This window comes from Pseudomonas marvdashtae, assembly GCF_014268655.2.
Classification (GTDB): domain Bacteria; phylum Pseudomonadota; class Gammaproteobacteria; order Pseudomonadales; family Pseudomonadaceae; genus Aquipseudomonas; species Aquipseudomonas marvdashtae.
The window spans coordinates 432,979-452,901 of sequence record NZ_JABWQX020000002.1 but is presented as its reverse complement, the minus strand read 5'-3'; the positions used below and the strand labels follow the sequence as shown (position 1 = coordinate 452,901).

Here is a 19,923-nt window from a genome sequence, read left to right as displayed (position 1 = left end):
GCAGGGAAAGCGAGAACTGAAGCTAACAAATTTTCATGGGGCGATAAACGGTCATGCCGTCCGATGCGGGATGTTGTTGGCGGGGGGCGCAGAGGCGGGGGCGGGATATCAAACAGAAAGAGGCTGCGCCTGGATGTCAGCCCTGGCGAGAGGGTTCGAGCGGGTCACTCGAACCGTGGCGAGGGAGCTTGCTCCCGCTGGGCTGTGAAGCAGCCCCCAAACCAGGCAACTCGGTGTTTCAGGAAGATTGAGTTCACTGCTTTGGGGCTGCTGCGCAGCCCAGCGGGAGCAAGCTCCCTCGCCACGGGTTTGTTGAGTTTCTTAAATGAGCAGCAGTCGTTAGAACTGGTAACCGATCTGCGCCAGCAACTGCGGGTTTTCCTGGCGGGTATCGCTCTGCGCTTCACCGCCGGAGTGACGCCATGCGACCGTTGCATCGAACGAGATTGGGCCGTATTGAGCGCGCAGGCCCACACCGCCGCCGGAGATGCTGCGGGTGTTTTCCTCATCGGCCCACTCGTTGTGGTTGATGCGGACTTTGCCGGCATCCCAGAACAGGTAAGGCGTGAGCTTGTCGATCGGGTAGCGAAGCTCGATCTGGGTCAGCATGCCTTCGTCTCCCGAGGCTTCGCTTTGGGGGTACGCCCGCACGCCGTCGATGCCACCGAGGCTGAAATCTTCGGAAGAATCGAGGTTGTCCTGGCTCCACTGCCCGAGGAACCGGGCGAAGAGCGTGAAGTTGGCGGGCAGCGCTTGCAGGCGGGCGAGGTCGACGTTCACTTTGCTGAATTGGCCTTCGGTCTGGGCGGTCTGGCGATCGCCCTCGCGCAGGGCCGAATCCAGTTTCAGGTCGCCGTAGGTCAGCGTCGCGCCGCCGTAGGTGATGCCGCCACCGAACAAGGTGTCCCTCACGTCGAATTGCAAGCTGATGGGCAGCGTGTTGCTGCTTTTTTCAAAGCTCAGACCCAGCACTTCGTACTTATCCTCAAGGTCCTTGTGCTGGTATTGACCGGCCAACATGACGTTCGCCTGGTTGCTGCGCAGCAGCGGGTAACTCAGGCCGATGCTACTGACCTCGGCGGTGCCGGTCGCCCCCAGGTCGGCGAATTCGGCGCCCAGGTCGTAAGCGCTCTGGGCATAACCGACGTTGCCGCGCAGGCCGGACGTGCCCAATGGCATCGAGTAGCCGAGGCTGCCGAAATACAGTTCTTCATCGGTGGCCATCACGGCGGCGCTGAGCTTGTCGCCCAGCATCAACGGGCTGTTCCAGTCACCTTGTACCGTCAGGCGGTTGCGCCCCGAGTAGCGATTGCCGTGGTTGTCCAGCGTAGCCTTACCCTCGAAGGCCTCGGTTTTGCTCACTCTGGCATCAAGATCTCCGGTACCGAGCTCCTCACCCGGGCGGATGACCGGGCGAACAGCCACGCCCGGCAAGTCAGACAGTACCAATATGCTGCGCTCCAAACGGTCACGCTCGATCACGTCGCCCGGTTTCAAGTCGTCCAGGAAGGGCTGCGCCTGTGCGGCAAGTTTCGCATCGTCATTGACGGCAGTGACTTTGCCATACCGCCCTTCGATCACCGCGATGGTCAGCTCGCCATTGGCCATGCGCTGTGCCGGCAGGTAGGCACGTGCAAACGGGTAGCCGTGCTCGCGGTAGTAAAGCGTGACCTGCCGGGCGACTTCGCGCAGCTCGTCGAGGTCGTGGGCCTTGCCGATGGCCGGCGCGACGACGCGTTGCAGGCTGGCCTCGTCGATGCGGGTATTGTCGGTGAAGTGGACGGCGTTGAGTTGGACCTTGGCACCACCGACTTTTTCCTGGGCCGGTTGCGGCGCCTCTACATCCAGGCGAATGCTTTGCGGCAGTTCCTGCTGGGGAATCGGCAGCTCTTGCAGGATACGGCCGGCGTCGGGGATCGGGCGTGCCGGCAGGGTCGCCGCCCAGGCCGGGGAAGTGGAGAGCAACGCCAGACCTGCGGCGCAGGACATCAGTTTGTTATGCATTGAATAAGTCTCGGAGAATACGGGTTGCCTGAGCCCATGACCGCGTCCGGGGACGCGGCCAAGGGGCTTTTTCAAAGGGAAAGTGCGGATCAGGGACGCATGGCCAGACCTGGACCTGGCAAGCGCACACCGCCGCGCACGACGAACACGGTCTGCGGCGGGTAGGCCGCACAGGCGCCTCCACCCGATACACCGCCATCGGCGCAGACGTTGCCGGCCATTTCCCGCTCGCTGTCGGCGTCCTGGGACTGGGCAGCCGAATCGCCTTCGCCGTTGCCAGCGCCGTTCGCAGGAGTGCCGCCCTGATCCACCAGCAACAGACCGCCGTCATCGACCCCATAATCAGACCAGTCAGCCGGTTTTGGCTGGGCCGGGTTGAGCTCCGGGGCATGGGGCGACGTCACCTGCGCGCCGACGCGTGTGGCATCGGCGACGCTCTGCTGGATGGCTTCGATGTCAAACGACTGCGTCACGGTGACGTTGGCGTTGGCCGGGTCGCTGACGATCAGGTAACCGAGATCGGCCAGCCCACCGATGTTGATCTGGTGCGAACCCACGTCCGGACTCCCAATCGAATACACCGGTTGGCCGAGCATCTGCTTGGTGTCGCCGTTCCACAGACCGTTGGCGTCAAACCCGGCGAAACCGCCACCATTGAACGTGGTTCCGCCATCGAACGGTTTGGTCTGGGTGGTCGCGCCGTTCGTGGACACCACCAGCGTCGGCTGCTCGCGGTAAACGGCATGCACGCCCGTATTGCCCAGCGCCCTGCCGAAATTGCTCTGTTGCTCGTCACTGTTGTAGCGGAAGTTGCCGCTGCCACTGCCGACTACATCCACCATGTGGGTGCTGCCGGCGAGGCTACCGGTGTAGATCACCGCCCGACCACCGGCGCCGGTGGAGACCGTCACGCCCGCGTCGGCTTTCACGTCGCCGCCCGCTGCCACGCCGGCCGAAGCGGATTGACCGGCGTTGAGCACGATCGCGTTGGAAGCATTGCTGGTGGTGCTGACATTCTCGGTCAGGGTGATGTTGCCGGTCGTCGTCACCACCTGGACTTTGCCGGTGTTGCCAATACCGACGATCTGATCCAGTTGAGTGCCGTCCAGCGCCGTCTCGGTCAGCGTCCCGACGATCACGTCGCTGCGGTTGACGAAGTTGACATCCTTCGCTCGGCTGGCGATATCGCCGACCCAGTTGCTGGCGTTGCGCAGGTCGAAATCACCGCCTTTGAGCGCCAGGCCATCGGCGGTGATGTTGCCTTTGGCATTCTGGGTGGTCTTGCCATCGACGTTGAGGAACACGTTGCCGCTGGTTGTCAGCGCTTCGTTGATCGCCAGGTTGCCTTGGGTGCCGATGCTCACGTCGCCGGTGTTGTTCACGCCGGTGACGGTTGTCTGCGTGCCGTCGACATGGGTCGCGGTCAGCGTGCCCACCTTGAGGTTCCCGCTGTTGTTGAACTGGACCTTGCCCGCATCGCTGGCGATATCGCCGATCACGTTGCCCTTGTTGCCCAGCGCGTAATTACCGTCCAGCAGCACCAGGCCGCTGGCATTGAGCTTGGCTGCGGCGTCGCCGGACTGGGTGGTGTTGCCCGCCACTTCCAGGGTGATGATGTCGTCGGCGCGGGTTTGGCCTTGGCTGGCGTCATCACGTGGGCCATTTTCAATGGTGATGCCTTTGACCAGCGCCAGGTCGTGATCGGTTTTCAGGGTGACCGCCTCATCGGAGGTTATCCCCACCGTGCCGTCCACGACGCCCACCGTCAGGTTGCCGTTGCCGGCAAACTTCAGGCTGCCGACATCGGCGGCGATGACACCCACGTCATGCCCCTTGCCCAGGTCGAAATCGCCTTCGCCGCGCAGGGCCAATTCGTCTGCGGTAATGGTCGCCCCCGTTGCCTGGGTCGCACCCTTGCCCGCGTCGATGCTCAGTGTCAGCCCTTTGCCGGTGGTGCCGTCTTCGTCGGTGCCTTCGGGATCCTCGAGCGTCAGATCGCCCAGCAGGTCGAGGGCGCCGTTGGCGACCAGCGCCAGATCGTCCAGGAACGTCGCGCCTTCATCGTCGACGGTGATGTTGCGCGTCTTGTCGCTACCGATGACGACCTTGTCGAAGCCATCCCGGATATTCGCCAGGTCAGCGTCGGACAGCACCAACGGATCATTAGGTCCGGTCACCTCCGGGTCATCGCTGCCGCCCACGTGGATATCCAGGCCATCGGTCTTCTGCTTCAGCGTGAGACTGCCGCCACCGGCAACACTGGCGGCGAGGTCAATTTCATCGGCGCTCAGGCTGGTATCGCCTTGGGTGAGCAAGGCCTGGCCGACCGTGAGCGTGTCGGCGACCAGGTTCAGGCCGCCGGTCTGGGTCATGCCGGCGACCGGCACGCCTTGCGGGTTTGCCGGGGACTGGCTATCGGGAATGGTCACCACGCCGACGGTCAGGTCATCGACATCGGCAAAGCGAACCGTGCCGGTGTCGCTGGCGATCGTGTTGACGTCGTTGGCCGCGTTGTCGAGGTCATGAACAGCGCCGTCACCCAGCAGCACCAGGCCATCGGCGACAATGGCGCCGCCGGAGGTCTGGTCGATCTTGCCGCCATTGCTTTGCAACGCCAGGACCGGAGCCGGTTTGTTGTCGTCGTTACCGGTGCCCGGTGCGTCCGCCACGGTCAACTGGTCATTGATGTGGATATTGCCGGTACCGGCATCCAGGATGAGGTTGTCGTTGATGCGGGTGGCTTCGATGATGCTGATGTCACCGGTCATGTCCGCGCCGCCGATCTTGACCGAGGTGAACCCGTCGCCCAAGGCGCCGATGTCGCTGCCGGTCAGTTCCAACGCACCGGGGGCGTCGCCGGTGCTGCCGCCCACGGCAATGTCTTTGCTCGGGGTGTTGGTCTCAAGGGCAATTGAACCATTGCCAGTGACGCTGCCGGCGCCGCCGTTGAAATTGATATCGTCGGCCTTGATGGCCAGGTTGTTGTCGGTGCTGTTGAGGCTGCCGTTGAAGGTGATGGAACTGCCTTGCAGGCCCTTGCTGCCCGAGGTGTTGGTCTTGATGTTGTCGACGTACAGCGAGCCGCCGACCTGCTTGCCGGCGGTCTGGTCGAAACTGCCCGAGACGAAGACGAACTTGTAGGTGCCGGCCCTATCAGCCGTTGCCGTATGGCTTTTCCAATCCACCGCGCCCGTACCGTTCCCGGTTTCGTTCAGGATGATCTGGTATTCGCCGGTGTTGACGTTCAACAGATAGCCGAAGACATCGTAGGTGTCGCCGCCCGCGACCGGTTTGTAATCGAAACTGACCGCTTCCCCCGCCGCCAGGGAGACGGTGCCCTCGCTCACCACCGAAGGGCCGCGCATGATGCAGCCAGCAGGGGCGTTGAGGCAGTTGGAATTGTTTTCGGTACCCAGCAGCAGCGCAGCGCCGCCGTCCTTGCCCTGGCCAGCCGCGGCGACCGGGGTGAGGGGTTTGTAGGTCATGTCGCCCTGGTCGCCAGGCGAAACGCTTGGCGCATTACCATTGGTTGGCGAGGTGGTCGGCAACGTCGGATCATCCGGCGAGACCACGCCTTCGACCACGGTGACGCCGGTGAAGAACTGGGCGATGGAGGTCTTCCAGCCGACCAGGCCGTTTTCGAAGTCGGCGTTCAGGAATTGTGACGTGCCCAGCTCAACGGCGCCGTTGTAGATCTGCTCGCCACTGGTCAAGACTCTGGCGCCGTTGATAAACGTTTTGCCGGCGCCGCTGGTGGTCGCGTACAGGGCGCCCAACGCGCTGTTACCGCCGACCATGTCACTGAAGATGATCGAGCCTGAACCGGCGTCGACGCGCAGTTCGCGTTTGTTGGCCACCGCATCGGAATCCACCACGCCGGCAAATACGACATTGCCGCCGTTGCTTTTCAGGCTGACGTCGGTGTTGAGGGCGATCTTGCCGTTGAGGATCAACGCCAGGCTGTTGCCATTGCCGGCACCACTGGCGTCGATATCGCCGTTGAGGAAAATATTGCCGAAGACATAGCGGCCTGTTCCGCCGTCGTTGTGCCCGGACTGCAAGGTCAGGGTCCGGTCGCCGCTGATGCTCGTCGGGGTGTAGTCGCCGTTCCAGTGGATGCTGTTGTCGGCCTTGATCGCGACATCGGTGCCGCCGGCCAGGGCCGTATCGATCGCGTCGAAGCCGACCGTGGCTTCTGTGCCATTGGCGCCGCCCGTCAACCCGCCGTTACCCGGCCCCACCGTGACGCTGTCCGGATCGAGCAACCACAAGCCGCCCTTGCCGTTCTTGGCCGACGCATCGGCGGCTTTGCTGACCGCCAGCTTGGCGCCGCTGGTCTCGATCTTGCCGCCGTCGCCGCCCTTGGCGCCGCCCGTGGCTTTCAGCGTGCCATCGACGCGGGTCACGCTGCCCGGTTTCTTGACATCGGACCAGGCCACCACGGTACCGCCCTTGCCGTTGTCGGTCGCCGATGCGTCGAGCACGGCACCGGCGGCGATGGTGGTCTGGCTGGCCTGTTTGATCGCCGGATCCTTGCCTTGCCAGCTGCCGCCCACATAAATCTCGCCGCCGCCCTTGGCCCCGGTGGCGTCGAGCTCAGCGCCGCCCTTGATCGCCAAACGATCGCCGGTCACGACGATCTTGCCGCCCTTGCCGGTGTCGGAGGACACATCGATGCGTCCAGCGACTTGCACATCGCCGTGGTCGCCCATCAGCGTGACGAGGCCGTTTTCACCGATATCCAGGGAACGGGCTTCGATCAAACCGGTGTTGTTGATGACGGTGCTCGCCAGGGTTTCCGCCGCGCGGGCGGTCAGCAGGATTCGGCCCGCATCGGCACGAATGGCGCCGCCGTTTTCGATCAACGCCTGCAACGCGCCTTCTTGCACTTCCAACTGCACCGGCCCGCCCAAGTCGAGCGTCACGACACGGCCAGCACCCAGCAGCACATTGCCCTTGTGGGCGGTGATGTTGCCGTCATTGACGATTTTTGCGGCGATCAGGGCAATGGTGCCGCCCTGTGCCGCATTGATGTTGCCCTGGTTGACCACCGATGCGGCGCTGTCGCCACTGAAGCGGTAGTTGCCGGCGAGAAAATCTTCTGTGGATAAGTTGAGCGTCGAGGCCACCAGACCGCCGACATCAACCTGAGCGCTGGGGGTAAACAGCACGCCGTTGGGGTTGACCAAAAACACCTGGCCGTTGGCTTTCAACGCGCCCTGGATCACCGATACGTCCGAGCCCAACACCCGGTTCAATGCGACGGACGAAGCGCCAGGCTGGAAGAATTGGACGGTGTTGCCTTTGCCGATGGAAAAGCTCTGCCAGTCAATGGCGAGCTTATCGCTGCCCTGATGAATGGCCATGTTGTTGCCATTCTGATTAACGCTGCCGCTACCCGCCACGATAGTGCCGCCCGAAGGCAACCCTCCCGCCGCCGCGACCGAGGCGAAGACACCGCCGCCCACGCCGATGAAAAGGCTCAGGGATTGACGGCTTTTGTCTTTGCCATGGCTTTTGACCAACTCGGATGCCACTTGCCACGCGCCCATCACGGCATTCCAGACGACTCGGTAAGCTCTATTCATTTTTGTTCACTCATCCTTAATACGGCGGGTCGCGCCATGACGACCAGGCGGTTCGCTGTCGACAAATCAAATGGAAAAGCGCATCCGGACGGATGGCGGCTCGAAAATCCCACAGTGCTCCGCCCCATCATCTCTGCGACTTGTAGAGCGCGCTTTTGCTTGAGCGCCCAGGGCTTTTGAATGAAGGGATGCGATGAAAATTTTTTTACGCGGGGAGGGAGAGGTACGGCGGATGCAGGCTGGTCGCCTCGTCATGGGCGACCTATGCTGGGGCAGTCCCACTTCGACAGGCGAACCCTGATGATCCAATGCAAACGCGCCTATGAAACAGCGAGCGCCGAGGATGGCGTACGGGTTTTGGTTGACCGCTTGTGGCCGCGTAATTGCCGCAAGGATGCGTTGGTCATTGATGAGTGGCTGCCGGAGGTCGGGCCTTCACATGCGCTGCGCAAGGCGTTCAAAGCGGGGGGGCTTTCATTTGCCGAGTTCAGCGTGGCGTACCGGCGAGAGCTGGCGGGACGGCCGGAGCATTGGTGGAAGCTGGTGGATATTGCCCGGGATGGGACGCTGACGTTGGTGTATGCGGCTAAATCGATGGTTGAGAACAATGCGGTAGTGTTGGCGCAATGGTTGGAGGATGAGGTGGAGAAGCGGGCGGAGGGGAGTTCGCCTGTGTGCTATTTGTCTGATTTTCCGGAACAGTGATATGAGCCTCGTTGTGTTACGGCTCCCGCTTGGGGGTATCGCCTCGTTACACGCTTCGACAAGCTCGCGGGAACTACGCCGTTGTGCGTATCCCGCGGAGCGTGTGCCTTGGTTTTTTTATCACTTGGATCCGGGTACGGAGAGCTTAAGCTTAAAAGATCCTTTGAATGTTTTTTTGCCCCGATCAGTAAAACTAAATGTGCCATCATAAGAATAAAAGTGAAGGCCAACCTTTAGCGCGATCTCCCCCGTTGTCACCCGATGCTCCTGACCGTCCTGGTCGATGTAAAACCAGCCTAAAGAGGGACCGCTGAGGAAATCGCTTGGGTAGCTATATTTTTCTAACTTGTCGGCGCGGCAGTCAAGGACCGGAAAGCCTATATAGATATTCGACTCCGCAGATTTTCCTCCCTGTGCCGAGTTTTGCATAAACCCAACTATGTAGCCGGCACTGTGATAGCCATAGTCCTCGGGGTCGCGGAGCAAGTGTGCCTCAACTTTTTTGAAGATTTGTGGGGATTGTGGACGTTCCTCTATTATCTCTATTAGCTCTACCTGTCCCACCATCGGTAAGGGGCGCTTTGTTTTTTCGTTATCGTCTGTCATTTCCGGTTCCTCAGTAATTTTGCAACTTCCGCTGAAGTTACTCCGGGTACTGTAGGTGGGGGAAAATTGCACAACAACTGTAAGAGTTGACAGTCAATAAGATCATTTTGTTGGTTGGTTCCCCAAGGAGCAGCAAAAACGATATAACCGCCGCGGCTGGGCTCAACTGCAAAACCAGGCCAGTCGACGATCCGGCGCTTGCACCCTCGCCCAGGGACCATGGGTTTGCTTAAGTTCGGCGGTGTGCGGCTAAGATGCGCAGAGAATCCACAAGGAAGACAGGCGTGATGCAATCTCGTTTTGATCCATTGGTTCATATCGATTGGAAAACACCCGGCAGCGACTTGCTCGGGCTGTTACAGCATTACTATCCCGACATCGGTGTGTTTGCCGGCCCGGGATTCGAGGCGTTATTGGATGAACTGTCCAACGAGATGCCCGAGGTCTGCTTCGAGGCGTTGGCGCCGCTGTTGGCGGGTCAGGGTTATGACTTGTGGAACCTGGATGCCGGTGGCGATGATTATCGGCCGGTGATTGTCCCGGCCGATCAGCGCGAGACGTTTGCTCAGCATTGGCAGGACCAGCGCGGCGAGCCGAGGTTCACGGCGAGTTTGATCGAGCCGCCGGAGCCTGCCGCCGCCGAGCTCAAACCGGCCAAACCCAAGCGCGGCAAGGTGAAATGGCTGCAGGAAGTCCATGAGTACCCCGGCGCCACCTATGTACATGAATACAACTACCGCAACGGTTGGGCCGCCATTACCGAGCAGGACGAAGACCAGTGGTTGTGCTTTCTGATCGATTACAACCAATGGCCGCCCGCCGAGCAGGACATGCTCGAACATCGCACCGATGGCGTGGACGGCGCGGACTTGCAGCTCATCGATGCCGATGCCCAGCGCAGCCTGTGGAAGCGTCGGGTCGTACGCGGCGATTACAGTACGGACGACCGCTACCAATATGAAGTTCGGCAAGGCGACGAGATCGCGGCGTTCGGGCCTGTCGGGGTGCAGTGGCCGGAGTTTGAACAGCCTTGCGTGGTGGTGGGTTCGGAGATATTCGAACGCAAGCGCATCTACGAACCCGAGCATTTGACGCGGATCTGGCGGATCACGGCGCACAGCAGCGAGGTGATTTTCGAGTACGCGGATGAACTGACAATCCTGCCCATCGGCGCTGGCCGCTTGCTGTTCATGCAGCACAACGGTCCGAAGTGCTGGACTTGGAATCAAGACCCGCCGCACCAGGCCATTGTCGCCAAACCGATGCCCGCCGAGGCCTACAAGTTGCGCGCCGCAACGGCTTACTTGGGCGGTGACGAGATCCTGTTGTTCAGCGAAGGCGCACGGCAGAACGTCGAGCATACGGGTTATCAAGAGACGGTTCTGGTGGCGTGGCGCTTCAACTTCATCACCGGCGCCACGACCCGGGCGACGTTGGACGGTTTCGGCAGTGAACTGCGCCAGGACACACGCATGCTCGTCACGCAGCCCAAACAAGTCATCACGTTGCGCACGTTTCATGGGCAGCTTCAAGTTGCACGCGGGCATGGGGATTGGTGGGTGTGGAGTTATCGCGCCAACACTTTTGGCACGCAGACCTTGGCGTGGTTTTGGAATCAGGTCAGCAATGAGGTGGTGAAGCTGTCGACCAAAGATATCCCGCGGATCAAGCCGGAGATTCGCTATGTGCCGGCGCAGGATCGGTATCTGGCGTTTGAAGCGGATTTCGTGGCGCGGCTGCCGGCGTTTGCCGAGATGGTCGAGACCAAGGGAAGTGGGGTTTTGGTTTTTGAGTGAGGTGGTTCTGTTGCATGGCGGCGCTTCGAACGCATGAGTTTTTGTGGCGAGGGAGCTTGCTCCCGCTCGGCTGCGCAGCAGTCGTAAAATCTGCGACCGTTTTCCCCTGGCACACCGCAAGGGGCTGCTGCGCAGCCCAGCGGGAGCAAGCTCCCTCGCCACGGACTTGCTTAGACACGCAGCAACCCGCGAAACCCACGCGCCGCGTAATACGACTGCACGCCGTTGTGGTAGATGAACACCCGTTCATAACGGTAGTCACCAAACAACGCCCCGCCGAGGGCGCGAAGTTCGGAAGGTGTCGCCAGCCATGTGGACGTCTTCGCATCGAACTCGCCCAGCGTTTGCAGGGCTCGGTACTGGTCTTCGGTCAACAGGCTGATGCCCATTTCCTCGGCCATTTCCATGGCACTGCCTTTGGGCTTGTTCTCTTTGCGCGCGTCCAGCGCCGCGCGGTCGTAGCAAAGGCTGCGGCGGCCGGTCGGGCTTTCTTTGGCGCAATCGCAGAAGGTGATCACGTCCGTCTTCGGCTCATGGCCGATCACGTCGGGCTCGCCGCCGGTGGCTTCCATCGCCTGGAGCGATTTCAAGGCACCTGGCTGGTTTTCCAGTCGGGCCTGGACGTCGGCCCATGGGATGTCCGGGTGACGGTTCAGGTGGTCTTCGAAGCGCTTTTTCAAGGTTTGGATGAGGCTGTCTTGTTCTTGTTTTTTCATGACCGTGAAATCCCTGGTAATCCGTTAAGTGTCTGTACCGAAGACTGATCGCTGAAATCTCGCCACGTCCCGGCTCCCAGGCCAGACATATGCCGCAAAGGTCCTTGCGTTGCTGGCCGTAGCGCGCATCACCAGAATAGCCCGCCTAACTGAACGCAAGGAACGCAATGCGCTTGATAAGGAGTGCGGATCAGGGGCTCGAACCGACGGAGCTTCCCGAAATGGCCGCACGTTTGGTCGATGACGCGCTGATGCGCGGTCACCCCATCGACGGGCTGGATCAGTTTGGAACGCTGTCGAAGATCCCCCATGACAGCGATATCGTCGAAGCCGTCAGGAACGGCGATTTGTTGCTGGTGAAGCCAGGTTCCGCCGGCGCAGGTGGCAGCTTCATGCCTCGGTCGAGGCCTGCGCCAGAATCGGTCGACAGAGCCCCGGAACAATGGCCATTGCCCAAGCCCCGGGATGACTTGGTGTTCGCCAAATCCTGCACTGCCGCAAACTGGTGCCAAACGGGCATCGGTACGGCCACCGAAGCGGCCTCGAATTTCGGCCGGATCATGGTGGCGGGCGCCATGCTCATGCCCTCGGCGAGCACCGCGATTGCCTCAGCGCTCGGCGCGGATCTGGCGCTAGGCCGCATCGCCGGTGGCGGCATCATGCAGCAGCGCCTCACCTGGGCCATACGCGGCGCGGGCGGACCGGCCAGCGTCTTCGTCCTGGGCATGCTCCCCACCAAAATGGCCGACGGCACGCTTCACACCGATGACCAGCTACGCCGCATGAGCCACGCCACCACCCGAGTGCGCTTCCAATTCCGCCGCGACGCCGAAGGCGTGCTCCAGGTATACGGCATCCACAGCGGCCCCACCGGCGACGACTCCGTGCGCACGGTACAAGTGACCTGGAACGCCGACCAGACCGCCATGGAGGCCAACCTCAACGGCATCACGCTCATATGGACGCCGCAGCAAAGCCCACTCGGCTCGCTTCCACCGCTGACCTATCCCGAAGACATGGGCAGGCAGCTAGGCACGATCCTCGTCCATCCGATAGCGGAGGATGTCGACAGCCAGATCGACGGCCTACCGGGAGAAGATGTCACGGCGGATGACTGTATCTTGGTGTTCCCGGCGGATACGGGGCTGAAGTCGCTTTATGTGGTGTTTGCTCGGCCTTTGGGTGGGGATCATAGTTATTATCCGGCGCCTAAGGTGCTGACTGCTTTTCCTGATGCCCGCAATGTTAAGTTCAAATCGCGAGTGCAGGGAGGCGGCTCTTCTCGCAGAAGGTGGCAAGACAAAAAGGGACGGATCTACGAATGGGACTCCGAGAATGGGAGAGTGGAAGTGTATGACAGACAAGGCGCGCACTTGGGTGAATACGATGCTGAGACTGGCGCCCAAACTAAACCGGCCAAACCGGGCCGCAGAGTAGAGAAATAGGAAGCTTATGCATCTATGTATTAGCGGGTTCCTGCCAGACGAGGATGAAGATGATTCGCTTAAATTTGATCTCGATCTGGATGAATATTTTAACGACCGAATCATGCAGCTTTTAGGCCATAGCAGCCTGAACGCAATGGCTGTGGGGGAATGGTTGTTAACGAAGGATCAGATAAGAGAGATATCCGACATCATCGGCAAACCTCTTCCGACGGATCTGGATTTATTCATCGGAGTACTGGTCTAGCGGGCCTCAAAATATCGAAGAAACATAACATGAAGCACGAGATCCTCGCCTTCGACAAAAGTGTCGAACCGCTCGTTTTCCATGTCGTCGAGGCCTTCAGCAAAAAAAGCGAGACGTTAGCCTTTGAAGTGAAACTGCCTGCTGGCTGCGATGCACAACTTAAGCAAATCATGGGATGGTCGACACCCCTGCGTGGCGATGAGGGTTATGACCTGAGTCCCAGCCAAGCCGCCGCTATTGAAGCATTAACCGGAAAGCAGTTTTACGATGACGACCATATTTTTCAGCTCACTTGCAATGTTTATTGAAGCGGAAGCGCAACGTGCATCTAGAAATAACCGGCTTTTTCCCAGAAGACCACGAAGATGATTTTATTCAGTTCGAGCTAGACGTGGGGTCCGAATTTGAGTCGGCAATCATGGCTATTTTGGGGTGGGAGAGTTTGGCGGACGAGGTCGTTGGCGAGTTGCCCTTGAGCGACGCGCAAGTTCGACAAATAGAGCGAGCGATACAGCAAACACTACCTGAAAATCTCAATCTCTTTATTGGAGTACGGCCATAACGGGATGCGCCGGGAAGATGATGCCTCATCCAATAATGGTTTTTGCTTGCGGCCATGCCAGTAAATTGGTTGGGCTGCTACGCAGCCTAGCGGGAGCAAGCTCCAGTGCACCGGCAAATCGGCGCACAAGTGCCAGTTCTTCACCTCGACCGCCGCGCCTCAAAGGGACGCGGCGGCCGACAGCAATACCGCACCGTCAATATGTGCGCTAACTCAAGCGCTTCACCTCAAGGCGTCCACAAGGGGGCCCACTCAGTTGTTCGCCCGTTTCCAGGCTGAACACCGAAAAGTGCAAGGGACAGGTGATGCTCTTGCGTTGCTCATTGACCACGCCATGTTCCAACCATCCGGCGCGATGAGGACAGGTGTGCGGCACCTGGAAGTGTTGATCGCCAATGATGACGGCGAATGTGCCTGGGCGATGGAACTCAGATGGCTCGCTCAATCATCCGCTCCTTGTCGAAATACTTCTGGTGCCTGGCTTTATCAACAGCGGCATCAAAAGCAACGTTGGTTATTTCGCGTCCCATGCATATCCCCTCCCAGGCTTTGGTCGGGTTCAGGTCGCCTGCCGCCTCCATCGCCTTGAGCAGGCGCTGTCCTTCAATAGCGTGGAATACATCGATGTGGACGTGCTCGGAATAATAGGTATGGGCCTTGATCTGCAAACGTGAACATATCGAGGTGTAGCACTCGAAAAAGAACGGCACAACCGTTTCGAAATAGGTGATGACCCCAGCGAAATACGACGGGTCGTCTGCCCGCATCGCCAGCCAACAGAACATATTGGGAAACGAAAAACCGGCCGCCGCGTTGACGTCGATATAGAACCCCAAGTCGGTGGGCATCTGCAGTTCGTTAAGCAGGTCGATGTACAGGGTCGTGTGGGAACGCTTTAAGTTACCGGAGCCAAATTCGTCGATCATCATGCGCAACATCGGCATCTGGGCGGCGAGGCTCAGCCGCGGCATCAAGTGGTAAAACACCTGCGCCTCGGTCAAGCCATCAAGAGCGAACTCCTGCACCAGGATCTTGAATTCATCGAGGGTCATCTGATCGCTCACGTAAGCCGCGCTGGGCGGTATCACGCTGCGGTCCAACTCCACCAGTTCGGCCAGTTGCTTGCGCAATGCGCTCAGGTCGGTGGGCGGGTTGGCGGTTCGCGTCTTGTCGATGGTTGATTCGATCCAGTCACGTTCGAAGGCCAGGATGTGGCCGTCCAGCGGCTTGAGCTGCTTGATACAGGCGCGATTGGCCAGGAACAGTTGCTTTTGCAGTTCGCTCATGCGAGGGCCTCCTGCTCTGCCAATACCCGGTCGGTGCTGATGACGCCCCGGGCCTTGAGCTCTTTCTTGACCTGGGCATACCAATCGTCCGCGCCCAGTTCGAAATGCTCATTGAGGGTTTCCACCAGCCTGCCGACCGCCGTTTGCCGGGTGGCGATCGCCATTCGACAGAGCCCAGGTTCCAGGTTGGCCAACGACACCACGTTGCCGTCGGATTCCAGGTCCCGTGCCAAGAGCATTTCCCAGCCGATGAAATAATCCAGGCCTTCGCTGCGCAGTCGCTCGATTTCGCTTTGAACGCGCGGTTGCGATGGCGAGTCCTTGATGCCGATGACCCTTGGCAGTTGGGCGATGGCAAGCAACGTTTCAAAGCTTTTCTCGTTACCGGATAACGCCGATTCGTTGTAGATGAAGATATCCAGTGACGTGGCGTCATGCACCGAACGGTAGTGTTCGATGATGTGTTGCTGGCGGGTGCCGGGGGCAAAAGGCGAAGTAAACATGATCGCCTGGGCGCCCAGTTTTTGCGCCAACACTGCGTATTCGATTACCTCGGCTGTCGTCGCCCTTTCAATACCGGCGATGACGGTTTTATCCTGCGCATGCGCCAGCGTCAGCTCCAACATGCGCTGCCAATCCCGCCTGCCAAGCCGCCACCCTTCACCGGACGTCAGGCACGGAATGTAGCCATCAACAAACGGCCTCGAGCAATGCAGCAACCGGCGCACGCTGGCCTCGCAGATCCGCGACTGTTCGTCGAGCGGCGTGATCAAGGGCACATAGATATGCTTACCCGACATGCTGGAAATCCTCCTGCCCGATCGTCATTTCCATAGACTGCTCGTACAAACGCTGAAGTTTTTCAGGGAATGCGGACTGCGAAAGCGATGAAGGAAATGTTTTCAGGAACGGCTTCAACAAACTCAGCTCACGCAGCGAGTCGTCATGGGTAAAAAAGGGTTGTTGGTGCTCAACTACATGAGCCGCCAATAACCTCTTTTCCACGCTCAGGTGCGCCCAGTCAGGTTCCAGGCAGGCCCGTTTCAAAACCTTGTTGCAATAACCTCGGCGCTGGATATCCATGTCCGTGTGAAGGACATCCATGAACGGGTAGTAGACGTCCTGCAAGTGCCGGCTCTTTTTCCAGATGATGGCATCACATATCCCAATCTGGCCGAAGCTCATCAGCACCTGACGCGAATAAAATGCACGGAAGAAACCCAGCGATTTGGCCTGCAACTCAGGATCGCTGTGGTGCATGCCCATGAATACCGTGGCGTCGATAACCGGAACGGAGACTTCAGCCATGATAGTTCTCCAACGCCAGGGCGATGGTTTCGACCGCCTGTTCGAATTCCTCGGGTTTGCGCGCAAGCGCCAGGCGGATGTACTTCTGGCCGGCCTGCGGCTGGCTCCAATAAAAGTATTTGCCAGGCAGGACATAGACTTCGTATGCCATCAGGTAAGCCTGCAAATCATCGGCAGATACGTCATCGCGGAGGATTTCAAACCAGGCGACACTGGTCTCGACCATTGGCGTCAGGTAATTCAGAAAGCTACCTTGCAGATGGCGTCGGGCGACTGCGCGGTTAACGTCGAGTACGGAACGCACCGACTCGAAATCGTCATCACTGCTATCGCGAATATATTGAGTCACCACATTCAGGATGAATGGCGACACGTTCAACAATACGCTCGTCACGATGCTGTAGATGTCAGGGTTAATCGCCCGACTGGCCATGATCGTCGCGCATTTGGTGTCCTGTAGCGGCCAGGTTTTTCCGGTGTCTTCCATGATGATGTACTGGGTACCGATGTCATCCAGGATGGCATAGGCGTCAACACGACTGCCTCCTGCTGCTTTGAAAAAAGCGGCGAAGCAAAAGTCCAGGATGAGCAGTTTGCCGTGGTCCTTGCAGTAACGCGCCACTTCAACAAAGGTGTCGGCGCCCTTGGCAAACATGCTGGTACCGGTCGGGTTATTGGGATCCACCAGGAAAATCGCATCGACATTTGCCGCCGCCGATTGAAGCTTTGCATAGACGTTCGTCGGAGATTGCAGAAGGGTTTCGTCCAACGGCGTCAACGGCACTTCCATGTGCTTGAGCAGGTCATGCAGGTTGTCGAAACAAGGTTCGATCAACCCTACGCGCATATTGCGTTTGCGCAGGTAGGTCGCGGTGATGTGCATTGCAATCGAGGCAGCATAAACCAGATAAATTTCGTCATGTCGCTTGAGCGCATGCTCCTGCCCATGAAAGGTGAAAAAGGCCTGGATGAATTCTTGCTCGCTTTGATATTGGCTTTGGCCTTGCGCGCGATACCAGAGTTCGGGAAGACGGTTGACTATCTCTCGCTGGGTAACACTTTGGTCCTGATGCGTGTGGGCGTCAGCGAGATTGAAGCGTGTCTTCAAGGCAGAAATTTCATGTTGGGTGATATCTTCTTTATCATCCAGACGGGTCATGACACTCATATTGTTATTCCTATAGGTGCTAAAGATGTCTATCTCACTCGGCTGGCTCACGGCACTGTAGATAAACCCTGCGCTATAGTTAACGTTGTTTTCTTGTCCAACAACTGTACCTGGGTGCAGCTTTGTCTTTTCCTGCCTGTATCTAGGTACAGTTGCTTTATTTGAGCACTGTCGCCATGCTCGGCGCGCAATAGCAGTTCAGTATTCAAATACGCAAGGATATTGCAGGAAATATGGACAAGCTCAGCTTCCACGCCATCAACTATTCAGAAGCCTCACAAGAGTTGTTAAATGATTTGTATGGATTGAGAAAGGAAATTTTTTCCGATCGACTTGAATGGCGCGTCACGACTCACCACGGAAGAGAGATCGACGAATATGACAACGCCGAGGCAACCTATCTCGTAGGTTTGTATGCAGGGCGCCCACTGAGCAGTTTGCGCCTGATAAATACGCTGAATCCTTATATGGTCGAAGGCCCGTTCCGTAAATTCTTCAAGTGTGGACTTCCCAAACATGAATCGATTGCTGAATCCAGTCGCTTTTTTGTGGATAAGACCCGTTCCCGAGCCATGGGATTGAGCGAAGTACCGCTTACCGAAATGCTGCTTTTGGCAATGCACGATCATGCTGCCCGGCATAACCTCGATTCGATCATAACGGTGGTCAGCCAAGCCATGTCGCGCATCGTCCTCAGGGCTGGTTGGCGCTACGAAATCATGGATACTGGCGAAGCCTCACCCGGCGAAAAAGTCCTGCTGCTCAATATGCCAGTGCGCCCCGAGAACGATTGGAGCCTTAAGCAAACGATAGAGTCCAAGCAGCCCGGTGGCGTGCCAATGACCGCCAAACAGCCCGCTATCGCCAGCACGGCTGGCGATTTTCAGACCAGTCCCAAGCTGACAGCTTTGTAGACGGCCTGTTTAGCGTTGCAGACGCATAGCTTGTCTACAATGTTCGCCATATGGAATTTCACGGTGCGCACCGAGATGGCGTGGATTGTGGCGATTTCGCTGTAAGCCTTGCCCATGACGACCCATTTCAATACGCCAAGCTCTCGGTCCGACAGACCGGCCTCGGTCAGCTCCGGAAATAACTCGTTCAACGAAAAGCATTCGGTCAATCTGTGGTGAAACTGCACGAGCGTCATCTGGATTTCTGCCGCCCTGCGCATCATGGTTTGTTCGAAGTCTTTACGGCGCTCAGTATTGCTGATACTCAATGCAGCGAATAAACCATTGGCATCGTGCAGGTTGAAAGTAAAGCCGTCCGATATCTGATATTGCTCCGACGATGCAAAAACCGCCTGCCCTTGACCGGATGCCTTGGACTCAAGCGCCTCATGCCAGAAGAAAGGCGCTATGCACTTCATGCCGTGCTTGATGACCGGGTCGATAAGATGATAGTTCTCGGCCTTGTACACATCGAGCCAACGTTTGGGATAGTTGGAAAAAATTCTTGGCTTTACATCGCGCCCTTTATACATGACGAAGTAAGCGTAATGGCACCCTTCCAACGGACGCAGGCATTTTTCAAATGTACTCTTGAGTCTTTCATCCAGCTCAGACCCGGTATTTATGATTCGCCGGCCTTTCACAGCTTGACTGCTCATAAAAATTCCCTTTTTTATGGATTTATTTCTTTTACAGATTTCCTTGTAGAGCTGTGGAAGCATTCAATCCAAGTCTCAAGTCGTAGTAAAGCCAAATAACCACTACACGTACGATGACCCGGATGAAGCAGGACTTGACGATATTCATCTGCTGGAGAAGCCGGCCCTCGCCTGCAGCTCGGGCGGCGAACTCCAGAACAGGGCGGCATCAAGTTATAGGGGTGTCCCGAGACTCGGCTAGCCCGGCTTGCACGGCAGGACGGGACTCGATCGTTTTTAGCCAGCGCAGCACATGGGGGTACGGAGTGATATCCAAAGCCAGCTCCTCATAGGTGCGCAACCATGGGAAAGCCGCAATATCCGCGATGGAATATTGGTCGGACGCCAGGTAACTGCGCTCCGCCAGTTGCCTGTCCACCACGCCATAGAGGCGCAGGGCTTCTTTGCGATAACGCGTGATTGCTTCCTCGTTGCGCGTAGTGCTTGCATGCAAAAACCACCAGAGCTGGCCCAGCATCGGACCAATGGCCCCCACCTGGAAGAACAGCCACTGCTGTACCGCTAGCTGTTCGACAGCCCCATCAGGTTGCAAGCGGCCGTATTTCTGCGACAGGTAACCCAGGATGGCGGCGGATTCGAAAATCGATATCCCCGCCTGGTGATCCACGATCGCGGGGATCTTTCCATTCGGGTTTATGGCGAGGAATTGCGGCGAATGCTGACGCCCTTCAGACAGGTTGAGCTTCACCACTTCGTAGCCAATGCCTGCTTCTTTCAAGAAAATACTGATTTTTTGCCCGTTTGGCGTATCAGCCGTATACAGCGTGATGGGGGAAGCCTCGTTCATGAAGAACTCCATTCCTGACTTATTTAATTGCAT

General features: G+C 58.4%; 18 protein-coding genes. 7 read left to right on the top strand and 11 right to left on the bottom strand.

From position 1 onward, the window contains the following. Positions 1–339 precede the first annotated feature (339 nt). Both HU742_RS21830 and HU742_RS21825 read right to left on the bottom strand, forming a co-directional pair. Entirely contained in the window at positions 340–2,004 is a 1,665-nt protein-coding gene (locus HU742_RS21830) for a ShlB/FhaC/HecB family hemolysin secretion/activation protein (protein WP_202884264.1), read from the bottom strand. Positions 2,005–2,093: 89 nt separating this feature from the next. After that, positions 2,094–7,592, bottom strand: a complete 5,499-nt coding sequence (locus HU742_RS21825; protein ID WP_186644075.1) for a two-partner secretion domain-containing protein — start codon at positions 7,590–7,592, stop codon at positions 2,094–2,096. A gap of 300 nt (positions 7,593–7,892) precedes the next feature. Here HU742_RS21825 and HU742_RS21820 point away from each other — a divergent pair, with 300 nt between their 5' ends. After that, entirely contained in the window at positions 7,893–8,297 is a 405-nt protein-coding gene (locus HU742_RS21820) for a DUF488 domain-containing protein (protein ID WP_186644073.1), read from the top strand. 120 nt (positions 8,298–8,417) lie between these two features. On the opposite strand, the gene HU742_RS21815 is transcribed toward HU742_RS21820, so the two are convergent. Beyond that, complete coding sequence (locus HU742_RS21815) at positions 8,418–8,903, bottom strand: hypothetical protein (protein ID WP_186644071.1); 486 nt, start codon at positions 8,901–8,903, stop codon at positions 8,418–8,420. A gap of 287 nt (positions 8,904–9,190) precedes the next feature. Between HU742_RS21815 and HU742_RS21810 the strand changes: the two genes are divergently transcribed. Then, positions 9,191–10,699, top strand: coding sequence for a DUF6630 family protein (locus HU742_RS21810; protein WP_186644070.1), 1,509 nt, complete (start codon positions 9,191–9,193; stop codon positions 10,697–10,699). A gap of 170 nt (positions 10,700–10,869) precedes the next feature. Here HU742_RS21810 and HU742_RS21805 read toward each other — a convergent pair whose 3' ends face one another. Then, positions 10,870–11,415 carry a DUF4256 domain-containing protein gene (locus tag HU742_RS21805; protein WP_186634692.1) on the bottom strand — a complete coding sequence of 182 codons (546 nt, stop codon included), beginning with the start codon at positions 11,413–11,415 and terminating at the stop codon, positions 10,870–10,872. A 221-nt stretch (positions 11,416–11,636) separates the two neighbouring features. Between HU742_RS21805 and HU742_RS21800 the strand changes: the two genes are divergently transcribed. The 4 genes from HU742_RS21800 to HU742_RS26915 are packed head-to-tail and all read left to right on the top strand — an operon-like array spanning position 11,637 to position 13,669. Then, entirely contained in the window at positions 11,637–12,860 is a 1,224-nt protein-coding gene (locus HU742_RS21800) for a colicin E3/pyocin S6 family cytotoxin (RefSeq protein ID WP_225923640.1), read from the top strand. Positions 12,861–12,867: 7 nt separating this feature from the next. Continuing rightward, positions 12,868–13,107: a pyocin S6 family toxin immunity protein gene (locus HU742_RS21795; RefSeq protein WP_186644069.1), complete on the top strand. Its 240-nt coding sequence runs from the start codon at positions 12,868–12,870 to the stop codon at positions 13,105–13,107. A 29-nt stretch (positions 13,108–13,136) separates the two neighbouring features. Then, positions 13,137–13,415: a DUF7683 domain-containing protein gene (locus HU742_RS21790; protein WP_186644068.1), complete on the top strand. Its 279-nt coding sequence runs from the start codon at positions 13,137–13,139 to the stop codon at positions 13,413–13,415. 14 nt (positions 13,416–13,429) lie between these two features. Beyond that, positions 13,430–13,669 (top strand): pyocin S6 family toxin immunity protein, encoded by a 240-nt coding sequence (locus HU742_RS26915; RefSeq protein WP_367616112.1) that lies wholly within the window; start codon positions 13,430–13,432, stop codon positions 13,667–13,669. Between the two features lie 208 nt (positions 13,670–13,877). Here HU742_RS26915 and HU742_RS21785 read toward each other — a convergent pair whose 3' ends face one another. Genes HU742_RS21785 through HU742_RS21765 form a run of 5 tightly spaced genes read right to left on the bottom strand, consistent with a single transcriptional unit; the run spans position 13,878 to position 17,431 of the window. Continuing rightward, positions 13,878–14,114, bottom strand: a complete 237-nt coding sequence (locus HU742_RS21785; RefSeq protein WP_186612329.1) for a Rieske (2Fe-2S) protein — start codon at positions 14,112–14,114, stop codon at positions 13,878–13,880. Next, positions 14,098–14,955, bottom strand: a complete 858-nt coding sequence (locus HU742_RS21780) for an iron-containing redox enzyme family protein (protein ID WP_186644067.1) — start codon at positions 14,953–14,955, stop codon at positions 14,098–14,100. The genes HU742_RS21785 and HU742_RS21780 overlap by 17 nt, the downstream gene beginning before the upstream one ends. Continuing rightward, positions 14,952–15,755, bottom strand: a complete 804-nt coding sequence (locus tag HU742_RS21775; protein ID WP_186644066.1) for a dihydrodipicolinate synthase family protein — start codon at positions 15,753–15,755, stop codon at positions 14,952–14,954. Before HU742_RS21775 ends, HU742_RS21780 begins: the two co-directional genes overlap by 4 nt. Continuing rightward, positions 15,745–16,263 carry a DUF6190 family protein gene (locus HU742_RS21770; protein WP_186644065.1) on the bottom strand — a complete coding sequence of 173 codons (519 nt, stop codon included), beginning with the start codon at positions 16,261–16,263 and terminating at the stop codon, positions 15,745–15,747. The genes HU742_RS21775 and HU742_RS21770 overlap by 11 nt, the downstream gene beginning before the upstream one ends. Continuing rightward, the gene (locus HU742_RS21765; protein ID WP_186635464.1) at positions 16,256–17,431 is read right to left on the bottom strand and encodes an aminotransferase class I/II-fold pyridoxal phosphate-dependent enzyme; all 1,176 of its coding nucleotides are present in this window, start codon (positions 17,429–17,431) and stop codon (positions 16,256–16,258) included. The genes HU742_RS21770 and HU742_RS21765 overlap by 8 nt, the downstream gene beginning before the upstream one ends. Before the next feature lie 233 nt (positions 17,432–17,664). On the opposite strand from HU742_RS21765, the gene HU742_RS21760 reads away from it, so the two are divergent. Continuing rightward, on the top strand, positions 17,665–18,345 hold the full coding sequence (locus HU742_RS21760; RefSeq protein ID WP_186644064.1) for an acyl-homoserine-lactone synthase: 681 nt from the start codon (positions 17,665–17,667) through the stop codon (positions 18,343–18,345). Here the strand turns inward: HU742_RS21760 and HU742_RS21755 are convergent. Both HU742_RS21755 and HU742_RS21750 read right to left on the bottom strand, forming a co-directional pair. After that, on the bottom strand, positions 18,315–19,043 hold the full coding sequence (locus tag HU742_RS21755) for a helix-turn-helix transcriptional regulator (protein WP_186634675.1): 729 nt from the start codon (positions 19,041–19,043) through the stop codon (positions 18,315–18,317). The genes HU742_RS21760 and HU742_RS21755 overlap by 31 nt on opposite strands. Before the next feature lie 208 nt (positions 19,044–19,251). Further along, a complete protein-coding gene (locus tag HU742_RS21750; RefSeq protein WP_186644062.1) occupies positions 19,252–19,890 on the bottom strand; it encodes a glutathione S-transferase family protein in 639 nt (212 codons plus the stop codon). Positions 19,891–19,923: the final 33 nt, after the last annotated feature.